17 protein-coding genes are annotated in these 13,821 nt (G+C 62.9%); 13 read left to right on the plus strand and 4 right to left on the minus strand.

Features of this window, described 5'->3' with window-relative positions; all coding sequences use genetic code 11:
• Positions 1-191: 191 nt before the first annotated feature.
• The 4 genes from LMT64_RS09590 (at position 192) to LMT64_RS14280 (ending at position 2,944) form a co-directional block, all read left to right on the plus strand.
• The gene (locus LMT64_RS09590) at positions 192-1,517 is read left to right on the plus strand and encodes a D-alanyl-D-alanine carboxypeptidase/D-alanyl-D-alanine-endopeptidase (RefSeq protein ID WP_229253195.1); all 1,326 of its coding nucleotides are present in this window, start codon (positions 192-194) and stop codon (positions 1,515-1,517) included.
• A 141-nt stretch (positions 1,518-1,658) separates the two neighbouring features.
• Positions 1,659-2,273, plus strand: a complete 615-nt coding sequence (gene rdgB / locus LMT64_RS09595) for an RdgB/HAM1 family non-canonical purine NTP pyrophosphatase (protein WP_126352117.1) — start codon at positions 1,659-1,661, stop codon at positions 2,271-2,273.
• A gap of 25 nt (positions 2,274-2,298) precedes the next feature.
• Positions 2,299-2,580, plus strand: a complete 282-nt coding sequence (locus tag LMT64_RS09600) for a DUF3885 domain-containing protein (protein ID WP_170165976.1) — start codon at positions 2,299-2,301, stop codon at positions 2,578-2,580.
• A gap of 109 nt (positions 2,581-2,689) precedes the next feature.
• Entirely contained in the window at positions 2,690-2,944 is a 255-nt protein-coding gene (locus LMT64_RS14280) for a DUF3885 domain-containing protein (protein ID WP_456077506.1), read from the plus strand.
• On the opposite strand, the gene LMT64_RS09605 is transcribed toward LMT64_RS14280, so the two are convergent.
• On the minus strand, positions 2,907-3,353 hold the full coding sequence (locus tag LMT64_RS09605) for a SufE family protein (protein WP_126352116.1): 447 nt from the start codon (positions 3,351-3,353) through the stop codon (positions 2,907-2,909). The two genes, LMT64_RS14280 and LMT64_RS09605, sit on opposite strands and share 38 nt — an antisense overlap.
• 161 nt (positions 3,354-3,514) lie before the next feature.
• Here LMT64_RS09605 and LMT64_RS09610 point away from each other — a divergent pair, with 161 nt between their 5' ends.
• The 6 genes from LMT64_RS09610 to LMT64_RS09635 all read left to right on the plus strand — a co-directional run bounded on the left by LMT64_RS09610 (position 3,515) and on the right by LMT64_RS09635 (position 8,703).
• Positions 3,515-4,375 carry a sulfurtransferase gene (locus tag LMT64_RS09610; RefSeq protein WP_126352115.1) on the plus strand — a complete coding sequence of 287 codons (861 nt, stop codon included), beginning with the start codon at positions 3,515-3,517 and terminating at the stop codon, positions 4,373-4,375.
• Between the two features lie 50 nt (positions 4,376-4,425).
• A complete protein-coding gene (locus LMT64_RS09615) occupies positions 4,426-4,929 on the plus strand; it encodes a GNAT family N-acetyltransferase (protein WP_126352114.1) in 504 nt (167 codons plus the stop codon).
• Positions 4,930-5,000: 71 nt separating this feature from the next.
• Positions 5,001-5,480 carry a M23 family metallopeptidase gene (locus LMT64_RS09620; protein WP_380099928.1) on the plus strand — a complete coding sequence of 160 codons (480 nt, stop codon included), beginning with the start codon at positions 5,001-5,003 and terminating at the stop codon, positions 5,478-5,480.
• A 35-nt stretch (positions 5,481-5,515) separates the two neighbouring features.
• Positions 5,516-6,460: a pyridoxal kinase PdxY gene (gene pdxY, locus LMT64_RS09625; protein WP_126352113.1), complete on the plus strand. Its 945-nt coding sequence runs from the start codon at positions 5,516-5,518 to the stop codon at positions 6,458-6,460.
• Positions 6,461-6,541: 81 nt separating this feature from the next.
• On the plus strand, positions 6,542-7,366 hold the full coding sequence (locus LMT64_RS09630) for a VanW family protein (protein WP_126352112.1): 825 nt from the start codon (positions 6,542-6,544) through the stop codon (positions 7,364-7,366).
• A 62-nt stretch (positions 7,367-7,428) separates the two neighbouring features.
• On the plus strand, positions 7,429-8,703 hold the full coding sequence (locus LMT64_RS09635; RefSeq protein WP_456077504.1) for a PQQ-dependent sugar dehydrogenase: 1,275 nt from the start codon (positions 7,429-7,431) through the stop codon (positions 8,701-8,703).
• Here LMT64_RS09635 and LMT64_RS09640 read toward each other — a convergent pair.
• Entirely contained in the window at positions 8,681-9,367 is a 687-nt protein-coding gene (locus LMT64_RS09640; protein WP_126352111.1) for a histidine phosphatase family protein, read from the minus strand. The genes LMT64_RS09635 and LMT64_RS09640 overlap by 23 nt on opposite strands.
• A gap of 42 nt (positions 9,368-9,409) precedes the next feature.
• Here LMT64_RS09640 and LMT64_RS09645 point away from each other — a divergent pair, with 42 nt between their 5' ends.
• The 3 genes from LMT64_RS09645 to LMT64_RS09655 are packed head-to-tail and all read left to right on the plus strand — an operon-like array spanning position 9,410 to position 11,936.
• Positions 9,410-10,114, plus strand: a complete 705-nt coding sequence (locus LMT64_RS09645) for an enoyl-CoA hydratase-related protein (RefSeq protein ID WP_126352110.1) — start codon at positions 9,410-9,412, stop codon at positions 10,112-10,114.
• 29 nt (positions 10,115-10,143) lie between these two features.
• Positions 10,144-10,989 carry an SDR family oxidoreductase gene (locus LMT64_RS09650; protein WP_126352109.1) on the plus strand — a complete coding sequence of 282 codons (846 nt, stop codon included), beginning with the start codon at positions 10,144-10,146 and terminating at the stop codon, positions 10,987-10,989.
• Positions 10,989-11,936 (plus strand): endonuclease/exonuclease/phosphatase family protein, encoded by a 948-nt coding sequence (locus LMT64_RS09655; protein ID WP_126352108.1) that lies wholly within the window; start codon positions 10,989-10,991, stop codon positions 11,934-11,936. The genes LMT64_RS09650 and LMT64_RS09655 overlap by 1 nt, the downstream gene beginning before the upstream one ends.
• Before the next feature lie 4 nt (positions 11,937-11,940).
• Here the strand turns inward: LMT64_RS09655 and nadA are convergent, their stop codons facing one another.
• Positions 11,941-12,936 carry a quinolinate synthase NadA gene (nadA, locus tag LMT64_RS09660; RefSeq protein ID WP_126352107.1) on the minus strand — a complete coding sequence of 332 codons (996 nt, stop codon included), beginning with the start codon at positions 12,934-12,936 and terminating at the stop codon, positions 11,941-11,943.
• The gene (gene nadC / locus LMT64_RS09665) at positions 12,933-13,796 is read right to left on the minus strand and encodes a carboxylating nicotinate-nucleotide diphosphorylase (protein WP_126352106.1); all 864 of its coding nucleotides are present in this window, start codon (positions 13,794-13,796) and stop codon (positions 12,933-12,935) included. The genes nadA and nadC overlap by 4 nt, the downstream gene beginning before the upstream one ends.
• Positions 13,797-13,821: the final 25 nt, after the last annotated feature.

The following is a 13,821-nucleotide window of genomic DNA, read 5'->3' on the forward strand; positions in this document are numbered from 1 at the left end:
CCCCCACCCGGAGTCTGTCAACCCCTCCTATACGAAGCTCCTCAAAACCGATCAGGACGCACACTTGCGTTTTTGAATGTGCTGTAGCGGACCCCCTATGCTGAGAGCTGATGTGCCCAGTTAAGCCTCTCCTTACCCCCTGCATCCATAAAGGTGGGCCTGCCCTATGGCGTCCTCTGAAGGTAGGACTGGTGATCGCGCTGATCTGGGGGTCACCATCAGGTGCACAGCAAGACGGCATCTCTGATACCTCCAGGAGCAACCAGAGCGACCAGCAGATTATCAGGCTTGAGCGTGAACCTGCTCCTTCACGGGCCAGTCTGTCCGCGCTAGCACGTGTTCCAGAGGCAGTACAGATCACGCTGCTGGTACAAGACCTGACCACTGGCAAAGTCCGTGAAAGCCAGGGCAGCCTGACCCCGATGATTCCGGCCAGCACCACCAAAATGATCACTGCCGCCGCAGTCGTGGCCGACTTGCAAGGTATAGGAGGCTGGTGGAGTACCGAACTGACTCTACCCAGAAGTGAAGTGGGACAATCAGCAGTTTCACTCCTGACCCTGCAGGGTTCGGGCGACCCCACCTTGAGCCTGAGTGGTGAACAGAACTCAATCCAACTGCTGGCACAGCAGGCTGCGGCACATGGCCTCACCCGTGTTGGACAGGTAGAGGTGCAGCAAACAGTGGACCCAGACAGCTGGAAAGAGGCGGTGATTGATACGCCGATGACCGCTTTTATGCCACAGGAATGGTTGGCCCAACGTCCATCCACTGTGGAGGAGATGCAAGGCGCGGTGCACCATGCCTTGGTCGCTGAATTGCGTGCTGCGGGAATCACCGTGGAAGATGACACGCCAAGCATCACCCCTTTAGCCGACCTATCTACCGGGACATCAGATACATCAGAAGGACTAGCGTCGGTGCAGAGCCCCGCACTTGCCCGGATTCTGGCGGAAACCCTGCGCCCCAGCGACAATCTGCTGGCCGAAGAACTGCTGACCTCGGTGGCCGCACAGCCAGATGGCACAGGCACGCTTCAAGCTGCCGGCGAGCGGGCCATTCGCCTGCTGGAAGGCTGGGGCGTGGACACCCGGCAACTTCACCTGGCAGATGGCAGTGGCCTGAGCCGTGACACCCGCCTGACGGCCCGCGCCCTGGTGGACCTGCTAGACGTGATGTACCGGACGGGTGGAACGGGTCAGACATACGCTGATCCTCTACAGGTGTTTTTGCAAGGTGATAATCCCTATGCTGAGGCCCTGGCCCACGCTGGAGAAGGTGAAGACAAATACAGCCGGGGGGGCACCCTCTTTGCACGGCTGCGCGGCAGCGGGCTGGATGTGCGGGCCAAAACTGGCACCCTGCCAGGGGTAAGTGCCCTCTCTGGATATGTGGTGGGACAGAGCGGACACCCACTGGCTTTTGCCGTGCTGATGAATGGCCCCGAAGACAGCCCCATCCTGGAGCTGCGAGCGGCACAGGATGAGTGGGTCCAGGCCATAGCAGCACAGTACTGAAGTCTTGTCGCTAGAAAGGCGTCTTCTCTATGCAGGCAGGGTCGTTTGTGACGGCACAGTGGCGCTCTCAAAAGTCAGCGCTCGCCGCTTGTCCCCCATTTGGGTCTGCTGCAGCGCAGCCCGGCAGTCTAAACTGTCACCATGACACAGGAAACTTATCTGCCCCATGACGACGAGCACCACGTCAAGCGGGTGGTGGTGGCCACCAGCAATCCAGGCAAGGTCCGCGAAATTGCTGAGGCGCTGAGTGGGCTGGGCTGGCAACTTGAAAGTCTGCCTGCCGGGATAGACATGCCTGAGGAAACAGGCAGCAGCTACGAGGAAAATGCCTCTCTGAAAGCTTGCACCATCGCCACACGGTTGAGCCTCCCGGCCCTGGCTGATGACTCTGGCCTAGAAGTGGATGCCCTGGACGGCCAGCCCGGCGTGTACAGTGCCCGCTTCGGCAATCTGGACACCGATAACGAACGCAACGCTCACCTGCTGGACAAGCTGCGCGGCCAGGGCAACCGCCGTGCCCGGTTCCGCAGCGTGGTGATCCTGGCCTACCCTGACGGTGACATTGAATGTTATGAAGGCGAAGTGGCGGGCAACTTGCTGGAAGGCCCCCGCGGTCAGGGCGGATTTGGCTATGACCCCCTCTTCGTGCCAGAAGGCGAAGACCGGACCCTGGCCGAAATGAGTGTGGAGGAAAAACGCGCCATCAGCCACCGGGGTGTAGCCCTCAAAAAGCTGTTGGAAGCGCACAGTGGCTGATGGCAGCATAGTTGCTGGGACAAGCTTGCTGGACCGCGTACATGAGGTGTTCGGACCATCTGCACTTGCTGAGGCCCTCTTCTATCGGCACTCTCCCGCCCTGCGCTTTGAGCTGGAGGGTGGGGAGACACGTATCGCCCAATTCCTGCAAGCCATGGACCGTGCCCGCGCTGTACTGCATGTCGCCTTTGCGAGCACCGAGGAACTGACCGTGGTGCTGGAAGTCTGGACTGACCAGCAGCCTGCTCACCTTATATCAGCCGATCAAGCTCTGGCTCTGGCAAAAGGCGGAAGCTGCGCTGCATAAACTTGGTGTGCTACCTGCCGCGCCCGAACACTGGATGCAGCACATTGAAGGCAACGATTGGCCGAAGAATCATTTCGCTTTCAGCTTGCCTGCCGCCTAACTTCCGGAGCTGCTCTGGGGCATTTTTGCAGCAGACCTGAGCATCTCCCCTGGCCTCCGCGCCCGCCTGATCCTGGCTGTGCCCGACCTCGGTATTCTCGCCTGCCCTTACGACAGCCGGGGAATGGACCTGCTAGGGCCGAATACTGAGCGGCTTGGTCAGCTGTATACCCAGTTTGACGCTTGGTTGCTGGATCACGGCCCCGCATGGCCGAGATGTTCAGCCCTTAGCCCTGTGGCCCAGCCTCGTTCAGCTCGCTCTTGAGGCGCATCAGGATGGCGCCCATCCCGCGCATCCGCATTGGCGTGATCAACTCACTCAGGCCCATATCCATATAAAATTGGTCCGGGACGTTGCGAATCGTCTCGGCGCTTTCGCCGTCCAGCGCTTCTTTGAGGATGCCCGCATATCCACGTACTGTCGGTGCTTCGGGCGGCACCTTGAAGTGCATCTTCACGGCGTCTCCGTCGCGCTCAGTGACCAGAAAAAAGGGACTGGTGCATTCCGGCACCGGCTTCATGAACTCAGGGTGGTCCAGGTACTGCTGCGGTGGCTCTGGCAGTTTCTTGGAATAGTCCAGCAAAGCCTGCAGCCGCATGGCCTTGGGCATGGACTTGAACATGGTGACAATGCCCTGGAGCTTTTCGGGCATAACGGGCGTCGGCTCGGTCATGCTGTCACTGTAGCGCAGAGACACCGGTCCAAAATCTGTCCATACTTGTCATCAGGAGCTGCCCTCAGGGGTCAGCAGGGTGTTGGATAGACCAGGTGAGGTGCCGCACTCTTTCTTACATCCGTAAGGACTCAGCTATGCTGGAACACAGGAGGTAGGACATGAACTATGCCAAAGACGTATTGGTCAGCACCGATTGGGTGGCGGAGCATCTCGGCGACGCGGGCGTGCGCCTGATTGAAGTAGACGAAGACATCTTGCTGTACGACGTGGGACACATTCCCGGCGCGGTCAAGCTGGACTGGCAGCGCGACTTGTGGCACGAGGTAGAGCGTGATTTCATCACCGCCGATCAGGTCAGCGAATTGCTGGGACGCCTGGGCATCAAGGAAGGCGACACGGTCATCCTGTACGGCGACAAGAGCAACTGGTGGGCCGCCTACGCCTACTGGTTCCTGACCTACAGCGGCGTTCAGGGCCTCAAGCTGATGAACGGAGGTCGCCAGAAGTGGGCCGCCGAGGGCCGCGAAATGACCACCGACGTACCGGAGTACGCGCCGACCAGTTACCCGGCGCTGACCCGTGACGAGTCGCTGCGGGCCTACCGCGATGAAGTCAAGGCCCATCTGGAAGCGGTGCAGAGCGGCCAGGGCGCGATGGTGGATGTTCGCAGTCCCGACGAGTTCAGCGGCAAAGTGACCCACATGCCCAACTACCCTCAAGAAGGCGTGCTGCGCGGCGGTCATATTCCCGGTGCGCGCAACATCCCCTGGGCCAAGGCAACCAATGAAGACGGCACCTTCAAGAGCGCCGACGAACTGAAGGCGCTGTATGACGCTGAAGGCGTGACCGGTGACAAGGACATCATCGCCTATTGCCGCATCGCCGAGCGCTCCAGCCACAGCTGGTTCGTGCTGCGCGAACTGCTGGGTTACCCCAAGGTCCGCAACTACGACGGCAGCTGGACCGAGTGGGGCAATGCCGTCGGCATGCCGATTGAGAAGTCGTACAGCGAAGACTAAGCGCTGCACCGGTTGATGGGTGATGGAGCGGCGGCCTAACATTACCTTCGATGATCCAGACGCCGCGCCTGCTGCTGCTGCCCCTGACCCGTGACGTGATGCTCCAGACCATCGGAGCGGGCGAGTTCGTGTCAGGGGAGATTTATTTTCCGCAGGGCTGGGCCGGAGAGGCCGAAATCGTCTTTCCCATTCATCTGATGAATACCGCAGAAGATGAAGCGGTGCGCGGTTCATATGTTGTGGTGGAGCGGGTCACTGGTCATGCTGCTGGCCTGCTGGGAACCAAGCATACCCCGGTGGGCGGCGGCGTGGAAATCGGCTATGGACTGCGCCCAGAAAACTGGGGCCAGGGCTACGCCACTGAAGCAGTCGCGGCGCTGTTGGATGAACTGCGCGGCTGGCCCGATGTGAGCATGGTTCTGGCCGAAACCCGGCCCGATAATCTGGGCAGCATCCGGGTTCTGGAAAAGAACGGCTTCCTGCTCACAGGTCGCCGCCATGATCCTTCGGACGGCGAAGTGCTGACCTGGGCGCGGGACATTACTGCTGCTTAACCGCACTGGGTCATACTGCCAGCGTGCCACGCCTCCTCCGTGCCCTCTTGCCCCTGCTGATCATGTTACTGATGCTGGGTGGCCTGACCATCCTGTTCTGGCCCCACATCCAGCAGAGCCGAAAATACATGGAACTGCTGCGAATGCCGGTTCCCACCGAGGGAAGCCTGCCCAATCCGCTCCCCGGCGCGGCGCTGACCGATACCTGGGGTGCGGCCCGCAGCAATGGACGCAGCCACGAAGGCATCGACATTTTCGCGGACCGGGACACGCCGATTCGGTCCACCGGGCCGGGCGTGGTGCTGAATGTAGGCGAAAACAACTTGGGTGGCCGCACAGTGATGATTCTGGGGCCTGCCGGACAGCGCCACTACTACGCTCACCTGGAACGCTACCCAGAGCTGGCAGAAGGCGACTGGGTAGAGCAGGGAGACACCGTGGGCTATGTGGGGGACAGCGGTAATGCCCAGGGCACGCCACCACACCTGCATTACGGTATCTACACGCCACAGGGAGCGGTCAACCCTTATCCGCTGCTCCAGACACAGTAGGTAGCAATACCCGCAACTCGCTTATGCTGGGCAGCATGACCATCTCAACCCCGGCCAGCGAGGGCACCCATCTGACCCTGCAACAGCGCGAACAACTGCCGCACAACATTCTGTCTATCCAGTCCTGGGTGGCTTACGGGCATGTCGGCAACGCCGCCGCCATGTTTCCATTGCAGCGCTTGGGCTTCGAAGTCTGGGCCATTCAGACGGTGCAGTTCTCCAATCACACCGGCTACGGTGCCTGGACCGGTCAGGTGTTCCCTCCCGAAGACATCGCGGCGTTAATTCATGGCATTGAGGCACGCGGTGCTTTGCCAAACTGCGACGGCGTACTGAGCGGTTATATGGGCTCGGTGGGTACGGTGGAAGCGGTCATCAGTGCGGTCGAGCGGGTGCGCGCGGCCAACCCGGAGGCGCTGTATTGCTGTGATCCAGTGATGGGAGACTTCGGGCGCGGGGTGTTCGTGAACCCCGAACTGCCGCCTGTCATTGCCGAGCGGGCCATTCCGGCAGCCGACATCGTGGTGCCCAATCACTTCGAGTTGGAGCTATTGACGGACTGCAAAATCAGCACGCTGAACGATGCTCTGGAGGCGGCTACTGCGCTGCGCGAACGTCTGCGCCCTGGCGGACCACGCATCGTGGTGGTGACCAGCCTGACCCGCGAGGACGCTCCGGAAGGCACCATCGAAACCTTGGTCATGGCTGATGAAGGGACCTGGGTCTGCCGAACGCCGCTGCTGCCGCTGGACCCACCCCGCAACGGCACCGGAGACGCAATTACGGCGCTGTTCTATGGGCAATATCTGCGTACCGGGCAGGCCGACCAGGCCCTGAGCCTCAGCATGAGCGCCCTGTATGCACTGCTGGAACGCACGCATCAGGCTGGCACCCGCGAGATTCAGCTGGTGGCCGCACAGGACGAACTGGCACGTCCCAGCCGCGTCTTCGAGGCTCAGGCCGTGATGTTACAGGGCTGATCAAGCCTAGGGCGGTGAAGGGGCTAACCGCCAAAAAGCAAATCTGATTGAAATCAGAAAAATCTTATTTACCTTAAGGGAATGTCACGTCAGGCCCTCACCAGCCGTTTCCCGTTTCTCGCCCCCATCGTCGTGGAGGGGCGTATTGCCCTCAAGTCACTGCAGGTGCGGCGTCCGGAATACCAATTGCACCGCGCCCCTGCAGCACTTTTTCCGTTTTGTGTGCACAAACATCACAGTGTTTTGCGCCGCCGCCTGGGCGACGCCGACCCACGGCTGCAGGAACTCAAGGTGCAGAATCTGCGCCGCGCCGCTGAAGAACTGAACGGTCTGAGTATCGCCCCCGGCCAAGTCCTCAGCTACTGGGGCCAGGTGGGCCGCCCCTCGTCCAAGCGGGGCTTCACCACCGGGATGCTGATTTCCAACGGTCGGCCCATTGAGGGCCAGGGGGGCGGCCTCTGTCAGATGGCGAACCTGCTGTACTGGATGGTCTTACATTCCCCGCTGACCGTCACCGAACACCACCACCACAGCCTGGATCTGTTTCCCGATTCTGGCCGGGTGCTGCCCTTCGGAAGCGGTGCCAGTGTCTTTTACAACTACGTGGATCTGCAAATCACCAACACCACGGCCGACACCTTTTATCTGAGCGTATGGGTGGATGAAACGTCACTGCACGGAGAGTTGAGGGTGGGCCGGGAGCCGCAGCACACCTACAAAGTCACTGAGGAAGACCACCGCTTTTACCGCAAAGGTGAGCAGGTGTACCGGACCAATAAGCTCTATCAGTCGCAAATTGACCGACGTACCGGCAACAGACTGCAAAAACGCCTGATTACCTTCAACGATTCGCGGGTTCTCTATGACGTTGAGGAAGCCAAGCTGACCCCACAAGCCGCCGACTGAGCCTAAACGCTGCTTCACCCGATTCTCTCCGGTTATGGGCTGACCACTGGGCAGAATGGAGCATGAAACTCCTGATCATGACCTGCGCGCTGCTGCTGAGCGCCTGCACCATGTCAGCAGACCAGGTGGGCACCGAGGCCGAAACGGCTTCGCCAGCCCAGACCTCGCAGCCAGTAACCCATACTGCTGGTGACGCCAGCCAGAAAACAACCACGGTAGGCGGCGCGACCAACGCTAGCCCGGCGGCAGCCACCCCAGCTTTGCCACCGCCACCACGCGGCTTCTCCCCCACCGCGCCCGAGGGCTTCCGGGTCACGCTGTACGCAGAGGGCTTCGACAAGCCCCGACTGATGGCGGTGGCCGAAAATGGCGACATCTTCCTGAGCGACCCCAACGCTGGAGCCGTCTACGTGCTGCCAGATAGAAACGCCGATGGGGTGGCCGACGAAACACTCACCTTCGCCAAGGGCCTGGACCAGCCACACGGGCTGGCTTTCCATGACGGCTACCTGTACGTCGCCAACACGGGCAGCGTGGTGCGCTTCCCCTATCAGAGTGGCCAGACCAAGGCGCAGGGTGCCCCAGAAAAACTCGTGGATCTGCCGCCACGCGGCGGACACTCCACCCGCACCATTGAATTCAGCCCCGAAGGGCAATTGTTTGTGGCGACCGGCAGTACCTGCAACGTGTGCGAGGAAACCGACGAACGCCGCGCCGCCGTCTGGGTGTATGACGCGGACGGGAAAAATGGACGCCCCTACGCCACCGGCCTGCGCAACGCCGTGGGCCTGGAATGGTTTGACGGTGCGCTATGGGCCACCAACAACGGACGCGACATGCTGGGCGACGACCTGCCGCCCGAAGGCTTCTACCAACTCTCGGACGGTGGTTTTTACGGCTGGCCCTACTGCTATACGGTTACGGCAGGCCAACCGCAGGTCTGGGACAAGGACTTTGGGCAGGCCGACCCCAGCGTCTGTGAGGACGCCACCCCGGCCTTTGCCCTGACCACCGCCCACTCGGCTCCGCTGGGCATGGCCTTTTACACCGCCCAGGCCTTCCCCGAGGCCTACCAGGGCCAGATGTTCGCCGGGCTACACGGCAGTTGGAACCGCAGCCAGAAGAGCGGTTACAAGGTCGTGAGCATTGACCCCGCCAGCGGCGAGGTGCAGGATTTCCTGACAGGCTTCGTCCAGGGCAACACCGTGAAGGGCCGCCCGGTAGACGCCGCTGTGGCGCAGGATGGTGCGTTGCTGGTTACCGACGACGGTGAAGGCCGGGTCTGGCGGGTGGCCTGGGTGGGGAGGCAGCAGGTCAGTGACTCTGCTGCCCGGTGAGCAGGTGATCCGTGCGGTTGAGCCAGTGCAGCGTGGTGCGGCCCGGACCGGTCTCCAGCAGACTCAGCGAGGCATGATTCAGCCTGAAGACGAGGCTTTCCAGGTCCAGCTGCGGTAACCCCAGCAACTCTGCCATCAGGAACTGGGCAAAGTCATGGTGGGTGATGAGGCAGACCAGGCCGGGAGCCTCCGCTTGCGCCCTGAGCGTCTGGGCCACCTGCGCTGCACGCTGAGCAAAAGTCGCAGCTTCCCAGGGTTCACAGCCGCCTTCCCAGGGTTGATCCAGCAGATCATCCGGCCACTGTAAGGCAGGGCAAATTCCCCGCAGAATCGACACATCTGGGCCAGCAACCGGCTGAAAATGACCCGCTGGGCCGGTGTTCAGGCCGCCACATTCGTAGGCCAGCGTCAGCCCCTGAACGGGCAGGTTCAGAGCAGCGGCGAGAGGTGCAGCCGACTGAATTCCCCTCGTCATCAGGCTGGTGTAAAGGCGAATAACTGGTTCGCCCAGGTGGCCGCTGGCCAGGGCCAGGGCCGTTCGTTTCATCTGCTGCTGGCCCAAGTCTGTCAGGGGAGGGTCCGGCTGACGCAGGGCGGCGTAGTCGGCTGAGCCCTCAAGTCCGTTGTTGACCGAATGCCCATGACGGATCAGCAAAAGCTTCACTGCTCAAGCGTACACCCCGTTCTGCCCGCCTACACTGGCAGCATGACGACTGCGACCCTCACCCGTACCGGAGACACCGCCACCCTGACCCTCAGCGCCAAAAAAAGCTCGATGCCGCCCGCCTTTTGGCCGGAGTTCACAGAGGCATTGGACGGTCTAGGAGAGGCCCGCGTACTGATTGTGCGGGGGCAGGAGCTGTTCAGCGCGGGGCTGGATGTGCCGGCCACCCTGCCGGTCATCGCGCAGACGGGCGACTTCTGGGGCCTGGTGCGGCCCATGCAGGAAGCCTTTACGTCCCTGGCAGAATTGGACATTCCCACCATCGCCGCCATTCACGGGCACTGCATCGGCGCGGGGCTGGAACTGGCGGCGGCCTGTGACCTGCGGCTGTGCAGCGCCGAGGCCCAGTTTTCGTTGCCCGAAGTGCGGCTGGGCCTGGTGGCCGACCTGGGCGGACTGCAGCGCCTGCCGGGGCTGATCGGGCGCGGACGCACCGCCCACCTGGCCCTCACCGGGGCGCCGATAGATGCCCAGACCGCCGAGCGCTGGGGGCTGGTGACAGGCGTGCTGGACACGCCGGAAACGCTGTGGGCCAGCGTGGATGTCCTGGCCGGGCAGCTGGCAGACCTAAACCCACAGGCGCTGGCTGGGACCAAGCAGGTCCTGCGGGATGCGCGGCCGTTGGAAGAGGGACTCCGCCAGGCTGGAGAGTTCAATGCGGCCGCGCTGCGAAAAGATCAGGGCTAACCTCCCATCATTTCCCCCTAAACTGAGCCATGACTCAACCTGGCAATCCTACGTCCACCTTCCGCCCCGACCTGCTGGCAGGCAAGCACGCCCTGATCACCGGTGGCACCTCCGGTATCGGCCTAGGGGTGGCGCAGAGTTTCGCAGCCCACGGCGCACGGGTCACACTGCTGGGGCGCAACGCCGAGAAGGCCGAAGCGGCGGCCCAGACGGTACGGGATCTGGGCGGCGAGGCGCTGGCTGTGACGGCTGACGTGCGTGATGTGGACGCACTAGGACAAGCTGTAGAGCAGGCCGCCAGCCAGTTTGGACCGCTGGACATTCTGCTGTGCGGCGCGGCGGGCAATTTCCCGGCCCCGGTCGACGGCATCAGCGCCAATGGATTTAAGAGTGTGGTGGACATTGATCTTCTGGGCACCTTTAATTCGATCAAGGCCGCCGCGCCGCACCTGCGGATGCCCGGTGCCAGTGTCCTGAGCATCAGCGCTTATGGTATGCCCGTGCCCATGCAGGCGCATGTGGTGGCCGCCAAAGCGGGCGTGGACCGCCTGACCGAGACCCTGGCCGCCGAGTGGGGTGTCAAAGGTGTTCGGGTCAACGCCATCATTCCCGGCCCGATTGACGGTACCGAGGGCATGGCCCGTCTAGCCCCCAACGAGCGCACCCGGCAGCAGTTTATGCGCATGGTGCCGCTGGGGCGTTTCGGGGTGCCGCAGGACATTGCCAACGCCGCGCTGTGGCTGGTCTCGGACGCGGCCAGCTACGTCACTGGGGTGATTCTGCCGGTAGACGGTGGCCAGAACATGCTGGGCGGCGCACCACAGTACCTGATGTACCTGAATATGCTGGATGCACAAAAAGCCAGCCAGCAGTGATGATCCCAGGACTGGCCTGGGCCTGGTTGGCCTTTTTCCTGGGGGTCTGGGGCCTGGGTGAACGGCTGGGCGAGCGCACGGTCCCCACCCTGCTGTTGGCCTATGCCCCGCCAGTGCTGCTGTTGCTGCCTACCCTGCTGATACTGGTACTGGCACTCTGGCATGCGCGCGTCAGCCGCCGCGCCCTGCTGCCCGCCCTGCTCACGCTGGCGCTGTGGCCGCTGTATGCCGGGCTGGTGTGGAATACACCGCAGGCCAACCCCACAGACGCGATCACTCTGCTGACCTACAACCTGGCCGGAGCCACCCAGGGTCGCCCGGAGCGTCTGGCCGCCGAAATCCGTGCCGCCGACGCCGACATCGTGACCCTACAGGAAACTGAAGGGGTAGACGTAGACCTGACCCGCGAGTTGCTGGCCCTGCTGCCCGAATACGAGCACGCCCAGGCCGCCGAGAGCCGCGAACTGCTGACCCTCAGCCGCTTTCCGGTGGTCGGCACACGGGCCGTGACCTTGCCGGAAACCACCCGCATTTTTCTGGTCACCACGTTAAACACCCCGCAGGGCAAGCTGACGGTGATCAACGTACATTTCTCCACGGTGCTGGTCAGCCGGGTGCTGCAAGGCCAGGTCGGACCCACCCAGAGCCGCCGTGAGGCCCAACTGGACATCCTGCGGCGCGAAACGGCGGGACTGGAGCGGGTGATCGTGGCGGGTGATTTCAACACGCCGCCACGGGGGGTGATGTACCGCGACCTGCAGCGAATGTTCAGCGGAGCCTGGGCCGAAGCTGGAGGGGGGCTGGGCTGGACTTTTCCCAGTGCGTCGCCCGCCCTGCGGATCGACCACATCTTCTCGCGGGGGCTGCGGCCTGTACGTGCCGAGGTGCTGGACGCCGGAGGCAGCGACCACCGCGCGGTGCGGGCGGTGCTGACCTGGGAAGGGTGAAGGCTTAGCCTACCGCCAGCATCCGCTCGATGGGGCGTAGGGCCCGCTCGCGGATGTCTTCCGACACGCTTACCTGACCGCTGAGGTCACGCAGACTCTCGTAGATGTTTTCTAGAGTGATCATCTTCATGTACTCGCAGCAGGCGGTGCGGGCCACCGGCACGAAGGTCTTGCCGGGCACTTCCTTTTCGAGCCGCGTGACCATCCCCAGCTCGGTCACCACGATGAAGGTGTCGGCGTTACTGGCCTGGGCGCGGTGAACCATGCCCTCGGTGGAGTATAGCTGCAAATCGGGGTGGTGTGCCAGCACGCCTGTAGAGCAACCGCACTCGGGGTGGACCAGCAACTCCGCACCGGGATGTTCAGCCTGCTGTGCCCGTACATCGTCCGGGCGAATCGCCTCATGGACATGACAGGCCCCCTCCCAGATGTGCAGCTCGCGCCCAGTCTGACGGGCCACATGCGCCGCCAGAAAGCGGTCCGGGGCAAACAGAATCGGAACATCTTTCGGCAGGGATTCGATGATCTGCACGGCGTTGCCGCTGGTGACGCAGTAGTCGGCCTCGGCTTTGACGTCGGCGGTGGTATTCACGTACACCGCCACCAGGCCATCAGGATGCTGGGCTTTCCAGTCGCGCACGCCCTGAGCCGTGATGGTGTCGGCCAGCGAACATCCAGCGCGGAAGTCGGGCAGCAAGACCACCTTGTCGGGGTTCAGCACGGCGGCGGTTTCGGCCATGAAATGCACGCCTGCAAACACAATGACCTCGGCGTCGGTGCGGGCGGCCTGACGGGCCAGGCCCAGGCTATCGCCCACGAAGTCCGCGGTGCGCTGCACCTCCGGGCGCTGATAGTTGTGCGCCAGAATCACGGCGCGGCGCTCACGGCGCAGGCGGTCTATTTCGGACAGCACGAACTCCTCGTCCAGCAGCGGGCGCAGCTGAATCAGTTGCTCAACCTGCGGCGCAGGCACCTGGGGGCGGTAAGGTTGGTCGGTCATACGAGGTCCTCCGGGCGGCTGATGATATTCAGGCTGATGTCCAGTGCGGGAGCCGAGTGGGTCAGCGCCCCGCTGGAGATAAAGTCCACCCCGGTCGCGGCCACTTCAGGCAGCCGTTCCAGGGTCATGTTGCCGCTGGCTTCCAGCGTGACGTGCGGGGCCAATTCACCGCGTATCAACACGCATTCGCGCAGCCCTTCCAGCGTCATGTTGTCCAGCAAGATACGGTCGGCTCCGGCGGTCAGTGCCTCGCGCAGCTCGGCGGGGGTGGTCACTTCACACTCGACCTTAAGCAGGTAGTGGCTTTCGCGGGCGCGGCGCACCGCCTCGGCCACGCCGCCCACCGCCGCCACATGGTTGTCCTTGATCAGGATGCCGTCGTCCAGCCCGCTGCGGTGGTTGGTGCCGCCGCCATGTCGCACGGCCTGTTTGTCCAGGTCGCGCCACAGCGGATTGGTCTTGCGGGTGTCGAGCAGACGGACACCGCTACCGGCCAGGGCCTGCACATGGGCGTGGGTCACGCTGGCCACGCCGCTCAAGCGTTGCAGCAGGTTCAGGGCCAGTCGCTCTCCGGCCAGCAGCGCATGCAGCGGGCCGCGGATCTCACCCAGCCGTGCGCCAGCCTCCAGCCACTGGCCTTCGGGGGCCAGCCAGCGTACCCCCATCTCTGGGCTGAGCAGCGTCCAGACCCGCTCGGCAGCAACGTGACCACTGATCACACCAGGGCTCTTGAGCAGCAATTCGGCGCGGCCCTGGGCGCTGGGCGCAATGGTGGCGAGGGTGGTGGCGTCGCCGCGCCCCAAGTCTTCGGCCAGGGCCAGGCGGAGGCGGTCATCCAGGGCAGGAAAGGAAAAAGTCATAGGGAACTCCAGAAAAAGGGCAGGT

This window comes from Deinococcus radiophilus (assembly GCF_020889625.1).
Lineage (GTDB): Bacteria > Deinococcota > Deinococci > Deinococcales > Deinococcaceae > Deinococcus > Deinococcus radiophilus.